The organism is Rhizobium sp. A37_96, from assembly GCF_053521765.1.
On the sequence record NZ_JBNWDS010000003.1, the window covers coordinates 17,072 to 39,168 of the forward strand.

Annotated in this window: 20 protein-coding genes; 12 read left to right on the forward strand and 8 right to left on the reverse strand. The window is 61.9% G+C overall.

What is annotated here, in order from left to right; all coding sequences use genetic code 11:
* Positions 1-91 precede the first annotated feature (91 nt).
* Positions 92-451, reverse strand: coding sequence for an NIPSNAP family protein (locus ACQZ6J_RS11845; protein ID WP_449084185.1), 360 nt, complete (start codon positions 449-451; stop codon positions 92-94).
* 375 nt (positions 452-826) lie between these two features.
* Between ACQZ6J_RS11845 and ACQZ6J_RS11850 the strand changes: the two genes are divergently transcribed.
* The 5 genes from ACQZ6J_RS11850 to ACQZ6J_RS11870 all read left to right on the forward strand — a co-directional run bounded on the left by ACQZ6J_RS11850 (position 827) and on the right by ACQZ6J_RS11870 (position 7,096).
* Entirely contained in the window at positions 827-2,488 is a 1,662-nt protein-coding gene (locus ACQZ6J_RS11850) for an amidohydrolase (protein ID WP_449084186.1), read from the forward strand.
* A gap of 50 nt (positions 2,489-2,538) precedes the next feature.
* On the forward strand, positions 2,539-3,720 hold the full coding sequence (locus ACQZ6J_RS11855) for an ABC transporter substrate-binding protein (protein WP_163985522.1): 1,182 nt from the start codon (positions 2,539-2,541) through the stop codon (positions 3,718-3,720).
* 106 nt (positions 3,721-3,826) lie between these two features.
* Positions 3,827-4,696 carry a branched-chain amino acid ABC transporter permease gene (locus tag ACQZ6J_RS11860; RefSeq protein ID WP_449084187.1) on the forward strand — a complete coding sequence of 290 codons (870 nt, stop codon included), beginning with the start codon at positions 3,827-3,829 and terminating at the stop codon, positions 4,694-4,696.
* Positions 4,683-6,398 carry a branched-chain amino acid ABC transporter ATP-binding protein/permease gene (locus ACQZ6J_RS11865; protein WP_449084188.1) on the forward strand — a complete coding sequence of 572 codons (1,716 nt, stop codon included), beginning with the start codon at positions 4,683-4,685 and terminating at the stop codon, positions 6,396-6,398. The genes ACQZ6J_RS11860 and ACQZ6J_RS11865 overlap by 14 nt, the downstream gene beginning before the upstream one ends.
* Positions 6,395-7,096, forward strand: a complete 702-nt coding sequence (locus ACQZ6J_RS11870) for an ABC transporter ATP-binding protein (RefSeq protein ID WP_163985519.1) — start codon at positions 6,395-6,397, stop codon at positions 7,094-7,096. Before ACQZ6J_RS11865 ends, ACQZ6J_RS11870 begins: the two co-directional genes overlap by 4 nt.
* A gap of 188 nt (positions 7,097-7,284) precedes the next feature.
* Here ACQZ6J_RS11870 and ACQZ6J_RS11875 read toward each other — a convergent pair whose 3' ends face one another.
* Together ACQZ6J_RS11875 and ACQZ6J_RS11880 are read right to left on the reverse strand one after the other, a co-directional pair.
* Positions 7,285-7,797: a flavin reductase gene (locus ACQZ6J_RS11875; RefSeq protein WP_163985518.1), complete on the reverse strand. Its 513-nt coding sequence runs from the start codon at positions 7,795-7,797 to the stop codon at positions 7,285-7,287.
* A 10-nt stretch (positions 7,798-7,807) separates the two neighbouring features.
* A complete protein-coding gene (locus tag ACQZ6J_RS11880) occupies positions 7,808-9,370 on the reverse strand; it encodes a 4-hydroxyphenylacetate 3-hydroxylase N-terminal domain-containing protein (RefSeq protein ID WP_449084189.1) in 1,563 nt (520 codons plus the stop codon).
* Positions 9,371-9,465: 95 nt separating this feature from the next.
* Here ACQZ6J_RS11880 and ACQZ6J_RS11885 point away from each other — a divergent pair, with 95 nt between their 5' ends.
* Positions 9,466-10,362, forward strand: coding sequence for a helix-turn-helix domain-containing protein (locus tag ACQZ6J_RS11885; protein WP_449084190.1), 897 nt, complete (start codon positions 9,466-9,468; stop codon positions 10,360-10,362).
* A 53-nt stretch (positions 10,363-10,415) separates the two neighbouring features.
* Here ACQZ6J_RS11885 and ACQZ6J_RS11890 read toward each other — a convergent pair whose 3' ends face one another.
* A complete protein-coding gene (locus ACQZ6J_RS11890) occupies positions 10,416-11,240 on the reverse strand; it encodes a helix-turn-helix domain-containing protein (protein ID WP_449084191.1) in 825 nt (274 codons plus the stop codon).
* Positions 11,241-11,337: 97 nt separating this feature from the next.
* Here ACQZ6J_RS11890 and ACQZ6J_RS11895 point away from each other — a divergent pair, with 97 nt between their 5' ends.
* Positions 11,338-12,267: a phytanoyl-CoA dioxygenase family protein gene (locus tag ACQZ6J_RS11895; protein WP_449084192.1), complete on the forward strand. Its 930-nt coding sequence runs from the start codon at positions 11,338-11,340 to the stop codon at positions 12,265-12,267.
* Between the two features lie 34 nt (positions 12,268-12,301).
* Here the strand turns inward: ACQZ6J_RS11895 and ACQZ6J_RS11900 are convergent, their stop codons facing one another.
* Positions 12,302-12,895: a putative nucleotide-diphospho-sugar transferase gene (locus ACQZ6J_RS11900; protein ID WP_163985513.1), complete on the reverse strand. Its 594-nt coding sequence runs from the start codon at positions 12,893-12,895 to the stop codon at positions 12,302-12,304.
* A gap of 821 nt (positions 12,896-13,716) precedes the next feature.
* On the opposite strand from ACQZ6J_RS11900, the gene ACQZ6J_RS11905 reads away from it, so the two are divergent.
* Positions 13,717-13,941, forward strand: coding sequence for a hypothetical protein (locus ACQZ6J_RS11905; protein WP_449084193.1), 225 nt, complete (start codon positions 13,717-13,719; stop codon positions 13,939-13,941).
* A 61-nt stretch (positions 13,942-14,002) separates the two neighbouring features.
* Here ACQZ6J_RS11905 and ACQZ6J_RS11910 read toward each other — a convergent pair whose 3' ends face one another.
* Complete coding sequence (locus ACQZ6J_RS11910; RefSeq protein WP_449084194.1) at positions 14,003-14,482, reverse strand: pyridoxamine 5'-phosphate oxidase family protein; 480 nt, start codon at positions 14,480-14,482, stop codon at positions 14,003-14,005.
* 255 nt (positions 14,483-14,737) lie between these two features.
* Here ACQZ6J_RS11910 and ACQZ6J_RS11915 point away from each other — a divergent pair, with 255 nt between their 5' ends.
* From ACQZ6J_RS11915 to ACQZ6J_RS11930, 4 genes are all read left to right on the forward strand, one after another.
* Positions 14,738-16,369: a Na+/H+ antiporter gene (locus tag ACQZ6J_RS11915; protein ID WP_449084195.1), complete on the forward strand. Its 1,632-nt coding sequence runs from the start codon at positions 14,738-14,740 to the stop codon at positions 16,367-16,369.
* Between the two features lie 163 nt (positions 16,370-16,532).
* A complete protein-coding gene (locus tag ACQZ6J_RS11920) occupies positions 16,533-16,823 on the forward strand; it encodes a hypothetical protein (RefSeq protein WP_449084196.1) in 291 nt (96 codons plus the stop codon).
* A 50-nt stretch (positions 16,824-16,873) separates the two neighbouring features.
* A complete protein-coding gene (locus ACQZ6J_RS11925; RefSeq protein WP_449084197.1) occupies positions 16,874-17,428 on the forward strand; it encodes a DUF1269 domain-containing protein in 555 nt (184 codons plus the stop codon).
* 231 nt (positions 17,429-17,659) lie between these two features.
* The gene (locus ACQZ6J_RS11930; protein WP_449084198.1) at positions 17,660-18,757 is read left to right on the forward strand and encodes an FUSC family protein; all 1,098 of its coding nucleotides are present in this window, start codon (positions 17,660-17,662) and stop codon (positions 18,755-18,757) included.
* Positions 18,758-18,857: 100 nt separating this feature from the next.
* Here ACQZ6J_RS11930 and ACQZ6J_RS11935 read toward each other — a convergent pair whose 3' ends face one another.
* Together ACQZ6J_RS11935 and ACQZ6J_RS11940 are read right to left on the reverse strand one after the other, a co-directional pair.
* On the reverse strand, positions 18,858-19,961 hold the full coding sequence (locus ACQZ6J_RS11935; RefSeq protein WP_449084199.1) for an ABC transporter ATP-binding protein: 1,104 nt from the start codon (positions 19,959-19,961) through the stop codon (positions 18,858-18,860).
* The gene (locus ACQZ6J_RS11940; protein ID WP_449084200.1) at positions 19,961-22,069 is read right to left on the reverse strand and encodes an ADP-ribosylglycohydrolase family protein; all 2,109 of its coding nucleotides are present in this window, start codon (positions 22,067-22,069) and stop codon (positions 19,961-19,963) included. Before ACQZ6J_RS11940 ends, ACQZ6J_RS11935 begins: the two co-directional genes overlap by 1 nt.
* Positions 22,070-22,097: the final 28 nt, after the last annotated feature.

Below are 22,097 nucleotides of genomic sequence, written 5' to 3' on the forward strand. Positions count from 1 at the left end.
GCAGGATTCGCTTGCGGAACCTCGATGTCGTTGTCTGGCCAAACCTCGTGAGAGGTGGATGTCTTACCCGATAAGAGACATGGCGTGCCGTTCACAGAAGCCGCTCGAGAAAGACACGCTCGTAGCTCCGAAATGGCGGGTTATTGCCATATCGTGAATTCGCCTCGACACCGTCCGCGTCTCTGGCTGCCTCTTCACGATATCGGAAATAGGCTGCGTCATCCGGAAAAGTGAACCGCGCTATGGCGATGTCGCTGGCGCCATCCCTGCCCATGCCAGGGAAGCTTACGGCGGACCCGGCCGGACCCTCGCGAGAAATGAAGTATCCGTAGTGCGTCCCGCCGTAACGCTCGATCAGCGTCATCCACGTCCGGGCATAGGCTTTGAATTCGTCCATTGCATTTTGGTCGATGAAATAGCGAATTTCGCAAATCACGGGGCTGGTGGACATGGAAACTCCTCGGCGAGCTGCCGGCCTGATTTACGGGGCTTTGCGAACAAGCCCGTCGACCGGCTCACCGGCATTTATACGGCCCTTCGTCACCGACGCCAGACATATGACAATGAGGAGGCTTCCTCAAACGGCGGATTTCATGGGCTGCCGCCCGATGGCCGGCGGTGCCGATGGTGGCTCTTTTGTCAGTTGCGCGCGCTCCGGCTTCGAAGTCTCGACCGTCGTCCGGCATATTCGATCGGATTTCCACAGTCGATTGCCATCGTCGCCGATATAATTAACGTGTGAACTATATTGACAAACGTGTCGGTCTGCATCACCCTAATATTTGAATAAGTGGTTCGAATAATGAACCGAAGCGGGAACAGATCAATGACCACCATGCTCGGCTCCGCCGACCTCATTCTGACCAATGGACGAATCTATACTGTCGAGCCGGCCCACCCCTGGGTGGAGGCTCTTGCCATCAAGGACGGCCGCATCATGGCCGTCGGAAACAGGGTCGAAATCGAAGCGCTGAAGGGCGCGGATACGAAAGTGGTCGACCTTGCCGGCAAGATGGCGATGCCGGGCTTCGTCGATATCCACAACCATATCATGATGGGCGGGCAGGCCGACCTGTTCGAAACCCAGCTTCCCGCCGGCGCATCGGTCGATGCGATCTGTGCCCATGTCCGCGCGCAGGCCGAGATCCTGCCGCAAGGGCAGTGGATCGTCGCCAATCAATGGGGCGCCGACATGATCACGGCGCTCAATAGCGGGGCCTCGCTCACGAAGCTCGACGAAGCCAGCCTTGGACATCCTGTTCTTCTGCGCGACGAGACCATGCATAACCGCTGGGTCAACAGCGAGGCGATGCGGCTTGCCGGCATCTCCGACAACCAGCCCGATCCGCCGCAGGGTTCCTTCGGGCGCGATCCCGCCAGCGGCAGGCTGACAGGTCTGCTGATCGAATCCGCCGCCGGCATCGTCGAGCGGACGGCCGCCGAGGCATTCACGGAAGAGATGGGCGAGGCCGCGGTTGCGCGCGCCATCGAGATCGTCAATTCCTACGGCGTGACGGCTTTCCAGGACGCCGCCTCGGTGCTGCCGATCCTGAAGGCGCTCAAGCATCTCGATATCAAGGGCACGCTGACCGCCTGGGCTGTGACCTCGCTGCCGCTGATCGAGCCGAGCTTCATGTTCGGTCTTTCCGGCGATGCCCTGCTTGCCCTGCGGGACGACTTCCGCAGTGCGCATGTAAAGCCGAATTTCACCAAGATCTTTCTGGATGGCGTTCCCGGCGCGCGCACGGCCGCCTTCCATGATCCCTATGTTGCGGATGCCGCGCATCCTGAAGGTCATCGCGGCGAGGTGCTGGTCAGCTATCCCGATCTGGTTCGCCACATCGACAAATCCGAAAAGCTCGGCATGGGATTGAAGATTCACTGCACCGGCGACTATTCCGTGACCGAGATGCTCGATGCGGTCGAGGCGGTCAGACATTTCAACGGTCCGACCGATATCAAGCATCATATCGCCCATGCGAGCTACATCCGGGATGAGGATGTCAGCCGTTTCGGCCCGCTCGGCGTCGTCGCCGATCTCTGCCCGATGATCTGGTATCCGACGACCTTCCTCGAGGGCCACAAGGAGGCGATGGGCGAAGAGCGTGCCACGCGCTTCTGGCCGATCGCGAGCCTGAAGGCCACCGGGGCGCTGCTGGCCGGCGGGTCCGACTGGCCGGTCATTCCGATCCCGGATCCCTGGAACGGCATCGAGGGGATGGTGACGCGCCAGAATCCATCCGGCGCCTTTCCGGGCGTCTCGCTCTGGGCCGAGCAGGCGATCGATCTGGCCTCGGCGATCGAGATCTACACGCTCAATTCGGCAAAGGCGATGCGGATCGACGCTGAAACGGGTTCGCTTGCCGTAGGCAAGTCCGCGGACGTCATCGTGCTCGATCAGAACGTCTTCGAGGTGCCGGCGGATCGCATCGCCGACACGAAAGTATTGACCACCTATTTCGCAGGTCAAGCCGTCTACCAGCGCTAGAGGGCGCGGCGAAGAGGAAGCGCCGCACATAAAAGGGAAAGGGAACAGAAATGAAATTGAGATCCGCATTCATTGCTCTGGGGCTGGCGGCCGCCGGCCTGGCATTTACGGGATCGTCCGCCTTTGCGGCCGGCCCGACCTGCAAGGACGGGCCGATCAAGATCGGGGCCGTCTCGACCGTTACGGGCGTGGTCGACTTTTCCGACGCGCCGAAGGCCACCAAGGCTGTCTTCGAGCAGTTGAACGACGCGGGCGGCATCAACGGCTGCAAGATCGAATACTCGCTCGCCGACGACAAGGGTGATCCGCAGGTGGCAGCCCAGGCCGCACGCGACCTCATCGACAACAAAGGCGTCGTGGCGCTCGCGGGCGGCGCGAGCCTGCTCGACTGCGCCGTCAATGCGGGAACGTACAACCGCAACGACGTGCTCTCGGTTCAGGGTGTCGGCGTCGATCCCCTCTGCTTCAACGCACCGAGCATCTCGCCCGTGAACGTCGGCCCCTTTACGCTGACCACGGTCATGCTCGATTATGCGACGAAGAACCTCGGGGCAAAGAAGGTCTGCGCTTTCTTCCTGATCCTCGGCGGCACGCAGGAAGCCTATGGCAACGCGGTCGCGGCATGGCAGAAGATGAGCGGCAACAATGTCGGCCTGGTCGACATGACCCTGCCGCCGCAGGGTGATCTGACGCCTTATGTCATCAAGGCGCGTGACGCCGGTTGCGATGCCGTGCTCACCAATCAGGTCGAGCCGGGCGTCGTGCAATGGGTGAAGACCGCCGATGCCCAGAAGATTTCCGGCATCAACTGGCTGTTCCTTGCGCCCGGCTATACCGAAGGCGTCGCCAAGGCGCTGGCCGACAGCAAGCAGCCGATCTATGTCGGCACCGAATGGGAGCCCTATACGGAAAACAACGACGCGAACGCCGACTGGATCAAGACGATGGACAAGGCAGGTCTGCCGAAGACCGCCTTTTCGCAGGGCGGCTACCTCGCCGCCAAGGTCATGATCGACACGATCTCCGGCATCGATGGCGAAGTGAGCCGCGATGCGGTGACGTCCGCGCTGAAGGAAGGCAAGGAGCTGCATTATTCGCTGGCCGGCAGCCCCTATGTCTTCGGTGACGCCCGGGCTCACTCGCCGATGAAGGCCACCAAGATCATGCAGCTCGTCGACGGCAAGTGGACCGTCAAGACGCCGGATTGGTACACGCTGGCGAAGGCCAAGTAATGGCGCGTGTGCCCGGCCCTGTCCTTTCAACGGCAGGGCCGGGCACCGGCCCGACGCGCTGATCTGATCTGGCGAGGCACGACGTGCCCGTCTCCGGAGTTCCGCAATGAACGCTCTCTTCACAGCCGCTGTGGCTGGTCTTTCCGCAGGTGGTGCCTATGCCATCCTGGGTGTCTGCGCGATTTTCACCTATCGTCTGGTGGCCGTCGTGAATTTTACCGGCGCCGCGATCGGTGCCACCGGCACCTTCATCATGGTCGCGCTGCATGAGGCCGGCGTGCCGTTGTTGCCGGCCGCCCTGCTGGGCATCGCCGCCGGCGCCGTCAGCGGTATCCTGATCGGTCTCGTCATGACGACGTGGTTTGCCAATACCAATGCGTCCACCAAGGCGGCGGTGACAGCCGCGCTGCTGGTCGGCATCATTGCCATCGGTCTGCGCCTTTCCGGCGGCCAGCATCCGCATTCTTTCCCGGAGATCATCGCCGGGTCGGCTTTCCGCCTCGCCGGTGTCGAGGTGACCTGGGCGGCCGTCACCACGCTTCTTCTTTCCGTCGTCTTCACCATAGCGACGGAGCAATTCCTGGCCCGGACCCGCATCGGTCTGCAATTGCGGGCGCTGTCCCAGCGGCCGATGGCGGCGGAGCTGATCGGCATTCGGGTGCGGCTGCTGGCGCTCGGCGTGTGGGCGGTGACGGGGGCCGTGACCTCCTTCGCACTGATGATCATTGCGCCACTGCGCTCGCCGGATTTTGCCTCATTGAGCTTGCTCGTCGTGCCGGCATTGGCGGCGGCCCTGATCGGCGCCTTCGCCAGCTTTCGGGCCGCTCTTCTCGGCGGCATGACGATCGGCGTGTTGGAAGGCGCCGTCAGCGCGATCGATTTCGTCAGCCAGTATCGCAGCACCGTTCCCTTTATCGTCATTCTTGCCGTCCTTCTGTGGTCGCAAAGAGGAGCCCGCTGGGATGAAGCACGCTAGTTTCCGCGCTGCCATTGTGACGGCCCTGTCGCTTGCGGCCGTCGGCGCCCTTATTCTTCTGCTTCTGCCCAAATACTGGGTATTCCTGCTCACGGCGGTTTTCATCACCGGCATCGCGTTGCAGAGCCTCGGCCTGGTCGCCGGACGCACCGGCATGATTTCGCTCTGCCAGATGTCCTTTGCCGGCGTCGGCGCCTGGGTGACCGGATACCTGAACGTCATCGAGGCGCCGGGCGGTCTTGTCGTCTGGATGATCGTCGGCGGTCTCGCGGCCGTGCCCGTCGGTATCGCCATCGGCCTGCCGGCGCTGCGCCTGCGCGGCATCAATCTGGCGATCGTTACCCTCGGCTTCGCCGCGGCGTTCGACACCGTGCTGGCGACGATCACATTTCCGGGACAGACCACGTTCACGCAAGTCGTGCGGCCCTCGCTCTTTGAGGGTGATTACGGCTTCTTTATCTTCGTGCTCGTCGTCTACGGCGTGATCGCGGTGGCTCTCGAATTCGTCAGCCGCTCCCGGCTTGGCGCTTCCTGGCTTGCCGTCCGGCATTCTGAACGGGCGGCAGCGGCGCATGGGGTCTCGATCCCTCGCGCAAAGCTCAGCGCCTTTGCCATCAGCGCCTTCGTTTCCGGCGTGTCGGGCGGCCTGCTGGCCGGCTATCTCGGGACACTGGTCTCGGAAAACTTCTCGATGATGCAGTCGCTGGCGCTCTTTGCCGTTGCGACCATGGTCGGCGCGCATTTCACGCTCGGGGCCGTGATAGGCGGCATGTTGATCACGCTGTTTCCGGAACTCCTGCGCAGGCTCAACCTGCCGCAGGATGTCGGCAATGTCTTCTTCGCCATCGGCGCCGTGCATGCTCTTTCCTCCGGCGAAACCATCAGCGAGACCTGGGCACGGCTGGCGGGTAAGCTGCTTCCAAAACGTTCGGGCGCATTCACGCACAGGCAAACAGGCCATCTTCCGGCCGCCGCCGCCCATGAGCAGGGGCTGGCGCTGGAGGTCAGCGATCTGACGGTCCGTTACGGTGCCGTCGTCGCGCTCGACAAGGTCAACCTGAAGGTGCCCGCCGGCACGGTCGTCGGCCTGGTCGGACCGAACGGCGCTGGGAAGTCGACCATGGTCGACGCGATCGCCGGGTTTCTGGCCCGCTATGACGGCTCGATCAAGTTGAACGGCAAGCCCCTGGAAGGCTTCTCCGCCACCGGCCGCGCCCGGCTGGGCATCCGCCGCACCTGGCAGACGACACGCATCGCGCCGGAACTGAGTGTCGGAAACTATATGCGGCTTGCCGCCGGCACCATCAGCGACGACGAGCTTTCCGCCATTCTGCAATGGTTCGACTGCCCGCCGGCCGATACGCCGATCGCCTCCGTCGATGCCGGCACGCGCCGCCTGCTCGATGTCGCCGGTGTCGTCGCGTCGCGCGCGCCTGTCATCCTTCTCGATGAGCCGGCGGCCGGCCAGTCCTATGCCGACGCGGTGAAGCTGGGCGAGCGGATTGCCGCCATTCCGGAGACTTTCGGCAGTGCCGTGCTTCTGATCGAGCATGACATGGATCTCGTGCGGCGGGCCTGCTCGGCGATCACCGTGTTCGATTTCGGGCGCGTGATCGCCAGTGGTGATCCGCAAAGCGTGCTCGCCATGCCGATCGTTCAGAAAGCCTACATGGGCATCGAACTCGAGGAGGCTGCCGAATGACTGCGCTCTCCATCAAGGGTCTCGTCGTCAATCGCTCGGGGATTCCGGTCGTTCGCGGCGTGGATCTCACTGTCTCGAGTGGCGAGATCAGTGTCCTTCTCGGCTCGAACGGGGCGGGCAAGACAACGCTGCTCGAAAGCCTTTCGGGGATCATCCCGGCCGCGTCCGGCTCGGTCACGATGGACGGCGCGGAACTGCTGAAGCTGCGCGCAGGCTTGCGCGCCCGAGCCGGCATCAGCCATGTCGAGCAGGGGCGAACGGTCTTTCCGGACATGACCACCGAGGAGAATCTCAAGGTGGCGCTCGATCCGGCCGCGGATCTTCAGGAGGCCTACGACCTGTTTCCGGAACTGCTCCAGCGGCGCAATATCAAGGCCGGCATGCTGTCGGGCGGCGAGCAGCAGATGGTCGTTATCGCCCGCTCGCTCCTGACGAGACCGAAGGTCGTCATGATCGACGAGATGTCCTCCGGTCTGGCGCCGGTCATCGTCAGCCGCCTGATGCGGGCCGTCAGGCAACTGGCCGACGCCGGCATGGCGGTCATTCTGGTCGAGCAGTTCGCCGCCCTTGCCCTTGCGATCGGCAACCGCGCCTATGTGCTGCGACGAGGCGCCATCGTCTATGACGGCGATTGCACCACGCTTGCCAACGATCCGGCGCAGCTTCATCGCCTCTATCTCGGGGATGCCGCTGCCTGACGACGCAACGGCGCTCTGCAACAACGAAAGGGGATGCGATCTATGAAGGCATCCCCTTTCTTTTGGCCTTTGGATACTCTGGAGCGCGGAGCAATTCCAGGAAAAGTGGATAGCGGTTTTCCGCCCGGAATTGCGTAAGAACAAAAGGATAGAGCGTTTTCGCGATTCCGAGGAGAAGCAGAAAGGCTCTAGCCGCCGAAGCTGCCCGCCTGGGTCGGTACGTGGACATAGTTGCGGTCGAAATAGAGGAGGGCGTGCCCATCCTTGCGGCTGCGAATATCCATCACTTCGCCGATGAAGATATGGTGCGTGCCGACGAGGCGCGCTTCCGTCAGGCGGCAATCGAAAGAGACGATGGCATCGGAAAGCGCCTGGCTGCCGGAGCGGAAATCGATCCAATCCGCCGCAGCATAGCGCTCCTCCATTTCCGCGCGCTGACCGGCGAAATAGCCGGCCAGTTCCTTGTGTTCCTGCGTCAGCACGTTGACGCAGAAACGACGGTTTTCCAAAAAGAGGGCTGTTTGCGCCGAGCGGCTGTTCATGCAGACCAGCAGTGTCGGCGGTTCGTCGGTGACGCTGCACATGGCCGTCGCGGTGAAGCCGCCGCGGCCCGCGGGGCCGTTGGTGGTGATCACGTTGACTGGCGCGCAGACCCGCGCCATCGCATTGCGAAATTCGGTTTTCGAGAGTTGCTCCTCCATGGCGACGGCCTCACTCGGCGGCGTTGCGGATGGGGGAGGCTTGCCCAAGCGGCGGAAGCCAGGTGTCGCCGGTCCAGCCGTTTTCGTCGTAGTCGCTCATGCAACGATCGACGAGGGCTTCCATTTCCTTCAACCGGCCACCGCGCTCGGCACCCTTCAGCACCTGCAGGCGGACTTCCTCCGGCGCACCGGCATAATTGAGCTCGTAGAGCGCATGTCGGCCGCCAAATTCGGTGCCGGTCGCGTCCCATAGCAGCTTCATGATCTTGATGCGCTCGATATGGCCCATGTCGTTGGAGCCGCGCACATATTGGGCGAGATAGCGGTCGATTTCCGGATTGCCGAAATCCTTGGCCGAGGAGGGCAGGTAGATGAGGCCGGAGGCGACGACCTTGCGCACGGTTTCGATGACGCGCGGATAGGCCTCCGACATGAAGGTGCGGTACGAAAGGGCGGCTTCCATGTTCGGCAGCACCGCGCCGTTTGCCCAGGGCTGCGGGTTATAGGCCATGGCGTTGGAGAAGGACCAGAACATGTGGCGAAGCGCGATGACTTCGCCGAGCGACGCCTGATTGCCGCGGAAGGCATCGCCGCCGGTCGCGCGCAGTGCCTTTGCCAGCAGCCCGGCAATGAAGTCGAGCTTGACGGCGAAACGCGTGCAGCCCTGGAAGCAGTAGCCGTGCATGAAGCCGGAGGCCGGATGGAAGGAGAGGATCTTCGCCGCATCGCGCAGCACGAGCACATCCTCCCAGGGCACGAAGACGTTGTCGAGCACCAGGATCGCATCGTTCTCGTCGAAGCGCGATGACAGCGGATAGTCGAAAGGCTGGCCCACCGTATTGGCGGTCTGCTCATAGGAGACGCGGCAGAACATCTTGATCCCGGGTGCATTCATCGGAACGATGAACATGACCGACAGCGAGGGGTCTTCCGTGACCGTTGCCGAGCTCTGGGCGAGAAAGTTGTAGTGGGTGAGGGCCGAGGACGTCGCCACCACCTTGGCGCCGGAGACATAGATGCCCGCGTCGGTCTCCTTGGTGATGTGGACGAAAACGTCCTTGACGGCATCGGCCGGCTTGTGACGGTCGATCGGCGGATTGACGATCGCATGGTTCATGAACAACACGGATTCCTGCGCGCGCTTGTGCCAGGAGAGGGCATTGTCCTTGAACGGACCGTACCAGTCGGCATTGGCGCCGAGCGTGTTCATGAGGGCGGCCTTGTAATCGGCCGTGCGGCCCATCCAGCCATAGGACATGCGCGCCCAATCGGCGATGGCGCCCTGCTGGGCGACGAGTTCGGCGGAGGATTTCGCGACCCGGAAGTATTTGTGCGTATAGCCGCCCGAGCCGGTATCGGTCGGCGAGGTCAGGCGATCCCTGGTCTTTTCGTCGTGCAGCGCATCGTACATACGCGCGATCGAGCGAGCGGAATTGCGCATCGAGAGATGAGATGTGACGTCGGCGATGCGTTCGCCGTTGATATAGACCTCACGGCCGTCGCGCAGGCTTTCCAGATATTCGGCGCCGGTAAAAGGACGGGTCTTGTCGCTGCGGTAATCTTCAGCTCGCATCTCGTATTCCTCCCTTGAGATCATGCCCGATGCTACGTCCGGCGCGTCGCCGGAGCCATGGACAAAGGGGGCAATTCGCTGGTACTTTTTCCGGCATGTCCCAGAAGAATGAGATCCCGAATTTTTTCGTTTATGGCGAGCCGAGCCGGGCGCTCGATGTCGGTTTCCTGCATGTGGAAACGGTCATGGACCGCAAGACACTGCATTTCGGGCATGTCGCATCCCACAAACATCCGCTGATGGGGCAGATCACCTATTGGTACAAAGGTGGCGGCCGCTATCGCATCGAGGATCGGACTTGGAATTTTTCCGCTCCGACGATCGGCTTCGTACCGAGCAATATCATCCATGGATTCGAGGTGGACGATCAGTCGGATGCCATCGTCGTCTCGATATCGGACGATACGCTGAAGGCGCTTGCGCCGCATGCCGATCTCGGCCTCGATGTGCCGACCTTTCTGACGGGTCGCCCGGAAGATCCTTCCTGGCAAAAAATCGACACGCTTCTTGGGATGGTGAGCGAGGAATACCGCGAGCGCGGCGGTCAAAGCGAAAAGGTCATGCTGGGATTGATCGGTGTGGTGCTGTCGCTGATGAACCGGCTCGGCGGCAGCGCGGCATTGCCGACGGCGTCGCCGACCGTGGCTCTTGCCTTGGCTTTGCGCAGCGCCGTTGACCGGCACTACAAGAGCGATTGGCCCGTCCGCGACTATGTGGACTTGCTCGCCACGACGCCGCACCTGCTTGACAAGGCGGCGCGCGAGGTGTTCGGGCATACCGTCAAGGAAATGCTGCTGGATCGACGCCTGCTGGAGGCCAAGCGCCTGCTGATGTTCACCATTCGCTCTGTCGAGGATATCGGCCGCGAGGTTGGTTTCGAGGATCCCGCTTACTTCTCCCGTTTTTTCCGCAAGCGGATGGGTGAGGCACCGGCCGCCTGGCGGCGGCGGAACCTAGAGCGAGATCCTTCCGGCCGCGCGGCCGCCCAGTGAATGGACGGCATTCGGGAGTATCAGCGGAAAGCCGGCTCCGAACCCGCCTGACTTCAAGTTCTTCTGTACCGCGCGCGAAACTCGCGCGGCGTGCAGTTTTCACGCTCATGGAACAGCCGTGAAAAATAGAAAGCGTCTTCGAAGCCGATTTTCGACGCGATGGTTTCGATCTTGTCGTCTGTCGTCGCCAGCAGTTCTTTGGCGTGATCTATCCGTATGCGGAGCTGAAAACCCTTCGGCGGCAACCCAACCTCCGCCGTAACCTTTCGGCGCAGCGTCGCAGGCGACATCCCGTATTCGGCGGCAAAGGCGGCCATATCGAGGGGTTGCGTCGCTCTGCGGCGGAGGACCTCGACGATTGCGGCCATATCCGGGCCTTCCGGAACCAAGGGCCTGGCCTGGCTGGCCTGTTGCGCCGCCAGGATGACGATCTGGTGCAGAGAGGCGGCGGCCGAAGCCCTTGCAAGGTTCGTATCCTCGAGGAGATCGGCGTGAATGCTGCCGAAAAGGCGCTGGACGCGATCGAGGTTGCGCAGATCGATAACCGGGTTCTGCTCGTTGATGAGGCGCAGACGGAGGAAATCGCGTACCAGCGAACCCTCGAACAGCGCCCAGCGCTCGCTCCACCCCTCGGCATCGGGACCATATGAGTGCTGGCGGTTGGGAAGGAGCCAGAAGAGGGCCGGGCCCTTCACGCCCAGGCAGCCGCCGACCTCGGTTTCGAGAAAGCCCTGGCCTTTCTCCACAAGAACCACCGCATAGCTCGGCAGCTTTCGTGCCCTGACGGCTTGCATGGCGTGCTGCCTGCCGCTGCCGGTGACGGCCAGGCCCGCGGCGGCTGCAAGCGGCGATCGATAGATGGCATCCGTTGCTCTCATGGTGAGCGAAAAGTCCAGTATGGTTTTCGTCCATGGAGTGAACCATTCATGCCCGCTAGATTCAACCGGTAATCAACACAGGTCATAGGCGAGTGAAATGTCGATTTCCGTACAAGCGAAGCAATCCGGCCAAGGCGACCTCAACCTTGTTGCCAACGGCAAGGTTCTCTCCACGGCGTCCAACCGGCTTGGTTTTCTCACCCCCACCGATCCCACCATCGGCATCGATGCGATCCGTCGTCTCTACGAAGAGAACGGCTACGTGTGGCTGAAGGGATTCCTGCCGCGCAACGATGTCATCGACTTCCGCGGCTGGGTCTTCGGCCATATGGCGAAAACGGGACTGATTGCGGAGGGAACAGACCCCAGGGATGGGATCGCATCTGCCGCAGCGCTCGAAGGAAGGGACGTTGATCGCTGCCTGATGTCTCTCGTGCGCTCGGTCGCCTATGAGGGTTTCTGCGCCCAACCCCGCATCTCTCGCTTCATGGACGAATTGCTCTCGGGTATTTCCTATCTGCACAAGCGCAAGATCATGCGCCATGTCCGGCCAGGGACGGCGACGGCAACGCCGGCCCATTACGATCTCGTCTATCTTCGCGGCGGCACCAGCAGGATCGTCACGGCCTGGATTCCGATCGGCGATATCCCCGTCGAAATGGGCGGTCTGACCTATCTGGAAGGATCGCACGCCATCGGTGTCGACATGGAACGGGAATTTGCCGAGAAAAACGAGGATCTCAGCCCCGAAGAGCGTGTCAGCGCCTTCAATCGCAACATGACGGAGGGCGGTTGGGTTTCCAAGGACCTGCCCGACATGGCGGAGCGTTTCGACACGCGCTGGCTGGTGGCGGATTATGAAGCCGGCGACGTCATGCTCCATTCGCCGTTCATGATCCACGCCTCGACCACCAACCAGGACAGGCAGCACCGGCTGCGTCTGTCCACCGACATCCGATATCAGAATGTCGAGGACGAAATCGATGCCCGCTGGAACAACCATTGGACGCTCGGCGACATGTTGTGACGATCTTGTCGCGGGATGCCGTCCAGTGCAGTCATCAACGGGCCGCGTTCAGGATGCGTTCTATCTCGTCCACCCGGTCGCGACGACGTTGCAGGCGCTTGCCGATGCGGCCGAACCAGCGTTTGCGCTTCGTGGCCTCACGGCTTGCCTGGAGCTGCTCAATGAAGACCTCGCTGACAGGCTCGTTTTCGACCCGATCGAAAATCCAGCAGAACGATACGGGCAACCGGATGACGCGGAACTGCGGGCGGGTGCTTCCTGCATCCTCCGCAATGATCTGCTGGAGAACGAGCTGATCCCACATATCGGGACTGGCGAGGCATCCCTGCCGCCAAAGCTCCAGCAGATGGGCCGCCTCCGGCGTGTCATTGATGAGAATGGTTGCGCTGACCAGACTGCCATCGGCTTCGTAGTAGACGGCGATATCGCAATCCAGCCCGCGAAGTTCCGGCCAGGGATTGCGGTGGAAGACGGCATCGACATCGACGTAAAGCAGTGGGCCGCGCAGCTTCGCCCTTTCCTGCAACAGGAAACCGGGCTTCAAGCCGGCGTTCAGCACCCAGCTGCCGGCGTTCGGTAATGCCGTCGCATGGACCTTCAGTCCAATTCGCTCCGCTGAGCGGGCCATGCGCTCCTTCTCCCGTTCGTAAAAACTGCCCTCGGTGAAAAACGCAACGACGGGACCATCGAGGGCCGCTGCCTTGGATTTGCGTTCCGGCAGATCTTGGTCTGTCGGGAACGGGACGATCAAGGCACGCTGTTGGGCAGTCCAGGGGCGAATTTTGTTCAGGATATTCAAGAGGCACCTTCGAGGTTTGTCGATCCAATCGGATAGCCACCGCCGCCGCAGCCCCCAAGCGTCGTGGGCGAGAGTGATAATTTGGGTGAATTGAGCATTCCGGCCGGCTGATGGCGGAAACGTCGCGCCCTGACGTTCGGACCGGATTGGCAAACCGTTTGATCTTCGCTAATCGATTGTCATGTCCGATAATGTCATCAAGTTTGAACGTCGCCCGAAGCCCAAGCCGCCGAGGCAGACCCCTCCCTGGCCGAAGCGTCTTCTGGCGATCCTGGCCGTCATCGCATTTTTCGTAGCAGCCTTTGCTTACTTCACGCTGAAAGGCGGGTCAGCCGGCCCGACATTCTGATCGGCCGGTTGACCTGCGTGATTCCAGGCTAGCCTGACCGAAATCCCGTATTGCCATCCGCTTCGATTTCTCCGATCCGCGGCAGCTTTTTGCCATGCGAGATTCAAGGGCCTGTCTTCAGGAGACGCCTCTGGGCGCGATCATTTTCGTGCAACGGAGAAGGGAAATTTTATCTATTTGATTCAATTAATTAACTGGATTCCCCGACGCTTCAGTCGTGCCGTCGCGGGTGGACGTCCATCGGCAAGTTTCTATATACCGACGAGGTTCATGGTCTGACAAACGGGAAGAGGAGCAGGACATGACTTTGACCTCGCACGATGTCACCGCCGTACTCGGCCCTGTGGACGAGGCGTTGCTTGCCGAGATCGTTGCCACAGGCGCGACGCCAACGGAACTCTCCGAGGCCTGGGCTTGGGTCAACAGCGACGAGGCGCTGATCGGAGAAGGCCGCCATCTGCCCGCCGGCACGGTGGCGGCGCTGGTGGATCTGCTTTCGGCCGATCAAGAGGACTGGGAAGAATAGATCCGGCCGGGCGGCCATGTAAGCCAGGCATCCCTTTGCCGGCTCGCCCATGCCTGCGGGTCTAAAGTTCGACCTTCGCATTCTCACCCATATCGGGTTTCGAATTCGAGATCGCGGCGGCCGCCATCTTGATGCAGCTGATGATGGTGCCCGGGCTATCCCAGTATTCGGCGAAAGACGGCGTGACTTTCAAGACGCGAATGGCCGGATCGTCGGCGCTGTGCCACCATGCCCTGGCACCCGTGGTCCAGAGTTCCCTGACGCGCTCGCGATCGTTGGCGATTTCGGCGATGCCGGATATCGAAACGTATTTCTGGCCTTTGGTGTCGGCGAACGCCAGACATACATTCGGGAAGCGGGCGATCTCGTCATCCTTGTGCCCTGCGACATCGGTCAGAAAATAGACCGCGTTTTCTATAGGCTCGGCATGAGCGGCCATGGGTCTCGCGCGCAGGCTGCCCGATATCTGGGTGGTCAGCATGCAGAAGCCGATCTTCTCGATCAGCTCCCAGACGCGAGCATTTTCATCAAGGTCCGTCATGGCTTTCTCCTCGTTATGCCTGGATCGCAAAGCTCGCCCTTGCGCAGGCGGCATCGGTTAAACCCTGCGACAGGCTGGATGTTCCCGCTTGAAGGGAGCCGTCTCACGCCTCCACCCGATGAGCGGGTGATTGGCTGCCGATGCCCTTCTCATTTTCGGCCAAGTTTGTTTTAAAGGTTGCCTGAGGCTAAGGTCGCAACCGTTGGCATTCGCCACCTTGAGACCACCAGAGCATGTGAAGCGAAAGGCAGGACAATGGAGATCATCACCACGACCCTGGTACTTTTGCTTGCCATCGTCGTCAGTGGAACGATTTCCCGGGCGATACCCATCGTGCTGCCGCTGCCGTTGATCCAGATCGCGCTCGGAGCCGTCGTCGGTCTCTCGGCCGATCTCAGCGTGCGGCTGGATCCCGAGATTTTCTTCCTGCTGTTCCTGCCGCCGCTGCTCTTCCTGGATGGATGGCGGATTCCGGCCGACGAAATCCGGCAGGATATGAACATTGTTGTCGAACTGGCCCTGGGGCTTGTCGTCTTCACTGTCCTGGGAGCCGGGCTGCTCGTCCACTGGATGATCCCCGCGATGCCGCTTGCCGTCGCCTTCGCCCTGGCGGCCGTCATTTCGCCGACCGATCCCATCGCCGTGTCTGCTATTGCGCAAAGGGTGCCTATCCCGCCCCGGATGATGCACATACTCGAAGGCGAATCCCTTCTGAACGACGCATCCGGCCTCGTGTGCTTGAGATTCGCGATCGCCGCGGCATTGACGGGCAGCTTCTCGCTCTATGACGCGACGCTCAGCTTCCTGTGGACGGCACTCGGCGGCCTTGCGATCGGCGTGAGCGTGACGTGGGTCATTACATGGCTGAGCACGCGCGTATCGCTTCGCTATGGCGAGGAAAGCGGCTCGGAGATCCTCGTCAGCATCCTCATCCCTTTCGCGGCCTATCTCATCGCCGAGCATCTCCATTGCTCCGGCATTCTCGCGGCCGTATCGGCTGGAACGACCATGAGCGTCGCCGAAAGCTCGGGGCGGGCCATGGCGGCGACCCGTGTGCGCCGAAGCACGGTCTGGGACATGATCCAGTTCGCCGCGAACGGCACGATCTTCGTCCTGCTCGGCGAACAACTTCCGTCGATCGTGGGAAAAGCGTCCGCCACGGTTCAGGTGACGGGTCATCACGAATTCTGGTGGCTGGCCGCCTATGTCGTCGGTCTCACCTTCGGTCTTGTCGCATTGCGCTTCATCTGGGTCTGGCTATCGCTTCATCTGACGCTGTTTCGCCAGAGACGGCGGCGACAGACCTCGCCGAACTGGCGTATTCTTGCGGCATTCTCCTTTGCCGGCGTTCGCGGCGCGATTACGCTTGCCGGTGTGCTCACCTTGCCCTTCACCCTGAATGACGGCTCGCCTTTTCCCGCGCGCGATCTGGCGATCTGCCTGGCAATGGGCGTCATCATCATGTCGTTGATCCTGGCAACGATTTTCCTGCCGCCGCTGCTGAAAAATCTCGAACTTCCGAAGGATACGAAGCATGAGGAGGACGAGGTCGCGGCGCGGGTCGACGCGGCAAAGGCGGCCATCACGGAGGTCGCACGCCTTCAGCATTCGCTTTCCAAGGGGCGGGAGGACGCGGATCTCTATGTGGACGCAGCGTCACGGGTGATGGAGCTTTATCGCGAGCGCATCCGCAACCAGACCGGCGGCGACGAAGAGGTCGCGCTCTCCAGGCGCACGATGGGCATCGAGTTGGAATTGCGACTGGCGGCTGTTCGCGCGGAGCGCAAGGAGATTTTTCGCAAGCTGCGGGCAAAGCAGCTCGGCAACGAGATCGCAATGAAGCTCGTGCGGGAACTGGACTTGCTGGAGGCGCGCTATGCGGGGTGAGTTTTGCGGCTCGTTCGCCGATCGCAGCGGCCAGCGAATGCGGTGGCAGCGAGTGACTGAACCAGCCGGACCTTGAACCTGAATTTCCGTCTTCTTACGTCAGTAGCAGCCGAGGCTTCATGAGCTCGGTGCAAATCACGTCTATTACGAGTGAGTGACCAAAATGGAAGACAAGACAAAAACCATCGAAGACTTCAGCGTCGAAGAGCGCGAGGAAATTCTCATCGATATTGCCAGGACGCTGGAAGGCAACGCCCGCGAGGCCTTCGTCGAGGGCAACCAGCAGTTTGCAGCGCTTTCGACCAATATGGCGGAAGCGATCCGCATCAACGCCGACGAACTTGCCCGCGACGATCCCGAAAATGCGGAAATACTGCTGCAACAGGCTGTCGCAATGATCTCGCAGTTCAATGCTACTCATCCCTATCGGTTGATTAGCACAGCTGTTCACTAATCGGCTCGACGCCCTACTTCTATCCCGACAACACGACCCGGAGGATTTCGATGTCAGAACTCATAGTGCTTGGTTTCGATAATGCCGACAAAGCGGACGCCGTTCTCAACCGCCTCGTCCAGCTCGAGAAGGAATATCTGATCGATCTGGAAGACGCCGTGATCGCCGTTCGCGACGAGACCGGCAAGGTCCGCCTCAAGCAGAGCGTCAATCTGACCGCGGCCGGTGCCGCGAGTGGCGGCCTCTCGGGCGCGCTATGGGGTTCGCTGGTGGGACTATTGTTCCTCAATCCGCTCGCAGGCTTGGTCGTCGGCGGCGCCATCGGCGCCGGATCGGGCGCTCTTGCCGGATCGATGGCGGATTACGGCATCGATGATGGTCTCATCGAGAAGCTTGCCGAGACCATTCCGACGAACAGCTCCGCGCTTTTCCTGCTGATCCGCAAGGTTCAGCCCGAGAAGGTTCTCGCCGAGTTCAAGGGCGAGCATGCGCGGTTGCTGCGCACCTCGCTTTCACCCGATCAGGAAACGCGGCTGCGACAGGTTCTTGTTGACGAGACATCGCCGTCTTCAGCCGGAACATCCGCGGCCTCCGCTACGGTTTGACGGAGGATTCGGGTAGCCACGGTCCGCTATAGGCCGTGCTTCCGCACAGGAAGCGCGGCCGGAGACTGATGAACGAGCCCGCTCGTGGCAGTGCATGCGCCTTCCATATCGCGAGGAATGCTGCCATCCTAGGTGTTGGTCCCATCCGGTGATCGATGGCGTTGCAGCAGAGGGAGGGGCAAGACCCGAACGGCCATTGTCAGCATACGTTTCCAGACGAAAAGTTGCGCGATGACCGAGCCCGTATCTCGTCAAGGCGAACCCGCGTCAAAGCCGAAAGCATCCCTCGTCCAGACCAAGCGCGCAGCGGTGCAGGCGCTGCGGGTGATGATCGCGTGCACGATCACCTATGCCGTCTCCCAGCTTCTCCATCTTCAGCAGGGCTATTGGGCCGTATTCACGGTGCTGATCGTCATGCAGGCATCGGTCGGCGCGACGGCTGGGGCCGCCGCCGACCGGCTGGTTGCAACGGTTGCGGGCGCCGTGCTCGGAGGCATCGCGGTCCTGCTGACGCCGCGGGAGCCGCTCGCGATCGGCATCTCGCTGATCTTCGTCGTCGGACTGTCCAGCTTCGCCGCGGCCCGCGTGCTTCGCCTGCGCAATGCCGGGCTTACGGCCGCGATCGTCATGCTGACCCATTCCGCCTCCGTTCCCGTCGAGGTCTTCGTGCTCGACCGCATCGCGGAAATCACGCTCGGCGGTGTCGTCGGCGTGCTCGCCAGCCTCTTCATTCTGCCGACGCGATCGCGGACCATGGTGCTCGATCGGTTCGGATCGGCGCTCGACGTCATGGCGCAGATATTGCGAACGCTTGCGTCCGCGGTCGAAAAGGGCGAGCCGGTCTCGGCCACGGAAGCCAATATCGCGCTTCGTCAGTCCCTGATGGCGACAGAGGCACTTTTTACCGACGCCCAGCGCGAGCGTGCCTTCTGGTTGTCGAGACAGGGAATTTCGGAGGCCATCCCGCGTTCTCTCTGGCGAATTCGCAACGACATGACCTATGTGAGCCATATCGTCGAAACGCCTTTTCCGCCGGCAATCGTTGAAGCGATCGGACTGCAGGCCGCAGGGGTGCTGAAAGCCCAGGCGCGCTTCGCCGAAGTGTGCGGCGGGGCGCTTCGCACGGGCGCGGACATCGATCCCGACGTGCTATCGGCAGGCGATAAGGCCTTCGAAGCCGCCTTCAGCGCTCTTCAGAATTCCGAGGCGGCGCAATCCATGGGGTTCAGCGAGACCGGACGCCTGTTCGGTCTCGATTTCACACTACGCCGTATGCACCAGAACTTTCTGGATCTTGCCGACCGCATTCGCGAAAGCAAGGTCAGTTGAAGACCGGCCTGCTGATCCTCAAGGCAATCACCTGCCCGGATGGTTCAAGCTTGATAGAGCTCAGGGCGCGATGCGCCGCCGTGCGGCGGCGCCGTTTGCCTTACGTATGCTGCAGATTTCGCTCGGCAGCTTTTTCGTTCAGCCGTCGCCCGTCTGCATCGAACAGGCAGATGCGCTCCGTCCGCGGCTGTAGCCAGATCGTCTGTTCCGGTTCGATATTCAGCCGTTCGTGGAAGACGGTTACGATCGTCTGTTCGCCCACCGTCGCCGTCACATGCGTTTCCGAACCGAGCGGCTCGACCACCACCACACGCGCCGGAATGCCGACATTGGCGGCCGACAGGGTGAAATATTCCGGGCGAATGCCGTATATCCCCTCCACGCTGGCGAGCTTCGGAGCATCGTCGGGCAGGGGCAACAGGATGCCGTCATTCGTTTTGAAGACGGGTCGGCCACCGGCGCTGTCGAAGCGCCCGTTCAGGAGGTTCATCGCCGGAGAGCCGATGAAGGCGGCAACGAACGTGCTTTGCGGATTGTCGTAGAGCTCAAGCGGCCGGCCGATCTGCTCGATATGGCCGCCGTTCATGACCACGATCCGGTCGGCCATGGTCATCGCCTCGACCTGGTCGTGGGTCACGTAGACCGTCGTCGTCGCAAGACGCCGATGCAGGCTCTTGATCTCGGCGCGCATGGCCACCCGAAGTTTCGCATCGAGGTTGGACAGAGGCTCGTCGAACAGGAAGACCTGTGGATCGCGAACGATCGAGCGGCCCATGGCGACGCGCTGCCGCTGGCCGCCTGAAAGCTGGCGGGGATAACGCCCGAGCAGGTCGGTGAGACCGAGAATCTGCGCGGCATGCGCCACGCGCTTCTGCTTCTCCTCCTTCGGGGCTCCGGCGAGCGTCAGCGAAAAAGCCATGTTTTCGGCGACCGTCATATGCGGATAGAGCGCATAATTCTGGAAGACCATGGAAATGTCGCGCTCCTTGGGCGGCAAGTCGTTGACCACGCGCCCGCCGATGCTGACCGTGCCGCCGGTGATGTCTTCAAGGCCCGCAATCATCCGGAGAAGGGTGGATTTTCCGCAGCCCGACGGTCCGACCAGGACGACGAATTCGCCGTCGGCGATATCGACGGAGACGCCATGGAGGATTTCCACGGCGCCGTAGGCCTTGCGGGCCTTGTCTATGGTAACGGTGGCCATCATGCCCCTCCGATCCGGATCTCGTTGGACGAAAGGGCGCCTTCATGGACAAGCAGGCCGATGCCGCCGTCGTGGAAGGCATCCGCGGCGGTGTCCTCCGCCGTCACCGAAACTCCATCGGCTTCGAAGGTGATCTGCCTCCCCTTTGCCGTGACCTTCATCGCAATGTGCTTGTCGAACTCGGTCTTGAAGGCCGTCTCGGCAAGGACCTTTGTGTCCTCGTCACGGACCTTGACGATCTGCATCTTGCCGTCGCGCGTCACGCGGGCGCCATAGTAGCGGCGCAGGCCCTGGGCACGGACGGCAAGGCCGCCGTAATTGCCGAGATGAATCATCACCTGACCGGAGGCCTGGTAGTCGGTCCATTGGCGCGTGCCGTGAATGATGATGCCTTCGCCTTGGTTCTGCGAGATCCGGAATGCGGCCGGGAAGCGCTTGGAGAAGAAGCTCGCGCCGTTCACCCAGGCCATGCGCCAGAAATCGCTATCGCCGGCCGGGCGCTTGAGGGTAAGCTTGGGTGCCCCGTCCCAGCGGAGATAGTCGACGAGCAGCCGGCCATCGGCACGTCTGCCGGTGCCGTTTACGGCGATGCCGATTTCGGCGATCGGCTGGCCATCCGTGTCGGGAAGCGTCCATTCGAGGATGGCCTCGGCATCGGGCTGGAGGGCCACCGGATCGGAGTCGATATCGCGGAGCTGGTCGCGCTCGTCATAGACGCGGATACGCAGGCGCGCTTCGATCGCGCCCCGGTTCTGCTGATCGGCCTTGACGCGTGCCTTCACCACCTGGCCGGCATAGACGAGCGGCGTCGCCATCAGGTCATAGGTGCGCATGTCGAGCATTTCGCGTGGCGAGAAGGTCGGCGTCGTCACGACGGCGCTTTGGGCCGGCCCAAGGGCTTCGTAGCCGATCGTCAGCGCGCGGCCGCTCTCGAATTCGGTATTGCCGACGCGCACGCCGCTTGCCATGTCGAGATCGGTTTGCGGGCGGAAGCCTTGCTGGCTGCCGGGAAGCGAGAAGTGAAATTGCGCGCCGTTCTTCGGCGCGCCGAGCGACTGGTGGCCGGCGAGCTGGAGACCGAGATTGGTGAGGAAGTATGCCTGGCGCACGGCATCGTTGATGGAGTTGCCGCCGTCGGCCGAGGAGATCAGCATGCGGTCGGCGATGGGCCCCCGGAAATCCGGGCCCTCTGCAAGGCCGTCGAGACCGTTCATGATGCCGAGCAGGCAGCCGACATTGCCGGCATTGCAGTCCGTGTCCCAGCCGGAGGTGTTGACGATCATCTGCGCCTTCTGGAAATCGTGCGGCGCGTAAAGCACCGTCATGATCATCAGGGCGTGATTGGGTATGACATGGCAATTGCCGGGATATCTGTCGTAGCCGTAGTTGTCCTGGATCTTCTGGCGCGTGTCGCGCCAATCGGGATGCGCCTTGTGCCAGCTGCGAATGTCGGCAATCAGCCTGGCAATCAGGCTGTCGCGCGGGATCAGCTTCAGGCCGGTATCGATGAGGTGATCGATGTCGGAGGCGACGAACGCTTCAGCCTCCATCGCAGCCCAGAGCATGGCGGCATAGACGGATTCGCCGTCATGGCTGACCTTGCCGGCCTGTTCGGCGAGCCTGGCTGCCAGTTCCGGCTGGCCGGGGGCAACCATCGCCCATCCGTCGATGAAGATCTGGGCGCCGATCTGCTCGGCCACACCCTGGCCGTTGGTGGCGATCGAGCCGGAATGCGGCGCAGGCACGCCTTTCTTGAGGTTGAGCCAGGCCGTGTGTTCGGTCGAATTGCCGTTGCCGCCCCACCAGAGGATCGACCGCTCCTCGACGATATAGTTCAGCCAGGCCTTGCCGATTTCTTCGGCCGAGAGATCCGGCTTGATGCCATAGTCTTCAAGCGCGCGGATGAAGGTGAAGGTGCCGGCGACATCGTCGTCGGTGACGACCAGAGGCTGGTTCAGGCGCTCATGGACGTAATACTCGATGGGCCCGAGTTCCTCCATGATCTTCTGATAGGTCCATCCTTCGAAAGGGCGGCCCAGATAGACGCCGACGAGCTTGCCCAGGACGCCGGCATAGACACGTTCGAGATAGTCGTTCGGAAGCTGCATCATTCACTCCATGTATATTTGAAAAATC

Excerpts from the sequence above, each read along its gene's own strand:
- ACQZ6J_RS11845 (WP_449084185.1), bottom strand. The coding sequence starts at position 451 with ATGTCCACCAGCCCCGTGATTTGCGAAATTCGCTATTTCATCGACCAA.
- ACQZ6J_RS11850 (WP_449084186.1), top strand. The coding sequence starts at position 827 with ATGACCACCATGCTCGGCTCCGCCGACCTCATTCTGACCAATGGACGA.
- ACQZ6J_RS11855 (WP_163985522.1), top strand. The coding sequence starts at position 2,539 with ATGAAATTGAGATCCGCATTCATTGCTCTGGGGCTGGCGGCCGCCGGC.
- ACQZ6J_RS11860 (WP_449084187.1), top strand. The coding sequence starts at position 3,827 with ATGAACGCTCTCTTCACAGCCGCTGTGGCTGGTCTTTCCGCAGGTGGT.
- ACQZ6J_RS11865 (WP_449084188.1), top strand. The coding sequence starts at position 4,683 with ATGAAGCACGCTAGTTTCCGCGCTGCCATTGTGACGGCCCTGTCGCTT.
- ACQZ6J_RS11870 (WP_163985519.1), top strand. The coding sequence starts at position 6,395 with ATGACTGCGCTCTCCATCAAGGGTCTCGTCGTCAATCGCTCGGGGATT.
- ACQZ6J_RS11875 (WP_163985518.1), bottom strand. The coding sequence starts at position 7,797 with ATGGAGGAGCAACTCTCGAAAACCGAATTTCGCAATGCGATGGCGCGG.
- ACQZ6J_RS11880 (WP_449084189.1), bottom strand. The coding sequence starts at position 9,370 with ATGCGAGCTGAAGATTACCGCAGCGACAAGACCCGTCCTTTTACCGGC.
- ACQZ6J_RS11885 (WP_449084190.1), top strand. The coding sequence starts at position 9,466 with ATGTCCCAGAAGAATGAGATCCCGAATTTTTTCGTTTATGGCGAGCCG.
- ACQZ6J_RS11890 (WP_449084191.1), bottom strand. The coding sequence starts at position 11,240 with ATGAGAGCAACGGATGCCATCTATCGATCGCCGCTTGCAGCCGCCGCG.
- ACQZ6J_RS11895 (WP_449084192.1), top strand. The coding sequence starts at position 11,338 with ATGTCGATTTCCGTACAAGCGAAGCAATCCGGCCAAGGCGACCTCAAC.
- ACQZ6J_RS11900 (WP_163985513.1), bottom strand. The coding sequence starts at position 12,895 with ATGGCCCGCTCAGCGGAGCGAATTGGACTGAAGGTCCATGCGACGGCA.
- ACQZ6J_RS11905 (WP_449084193.1), top strand. The coding sequence starts at position 13,717 with ATGACTTTGACCTCGCACGATGTCACCGCCGTACTCGGCCCTGTGGAC.
- ACQZ6J_RS11910 (WP_449084194.1), bottom strand. The coding sequence starts at position 14,482 with ATGACGGACCTTGATGAAAATGCTCGCGTCTGGGAGCTGATCGAGAAG.
- ACQZ6J_RS11915 (WP_449084195.1), top strand. The coding sequence starts at position 14,738 with ATGGAGATCATCACCACGACCCTGGTACTTTTGCTTGCCATCGTCGTC.
- ACQZ6J_RS11920 (WP_449084196.1), top strand. The coding sequence starts at position 16,533 with ATGGAAGACAAGACAAAAACCATCGAAGACTTCAGCGTCGAAGAGCGC.
- ACQZ6J_RS11925 (WP_449084197.1), top strand. The coding sequence starts at position 16,874 with ATGTCAGAACTCATAGTGCTTGGTTTCGATAATGCCGACAAAGCGGAC.
- ACQZ6J_RS11930 (WP_449084198.1), top strand. The coding sequence starts at position 17,660 with ATGACCGAGCCCGTATCTCGTCAAGGCGAACCCGCGTCAAAGCCGAAA.
- ACQZ6J_RS11935 (WP_449084199.1), bottom strand. The coding sequence starts at position 19,961 with ATGGCCACCGTTACCATAGACAAGGCCCGCAAGGCCTACGGCGCCGTG.
- ACQZ6J_RS11940 (WP_449084200.1), bottom strand. The coding sequence starts at position 22,069 with ATGCAGCTTCCGAACGACTATCTCGAACGTGTCTATGCCGGCGTCCTG.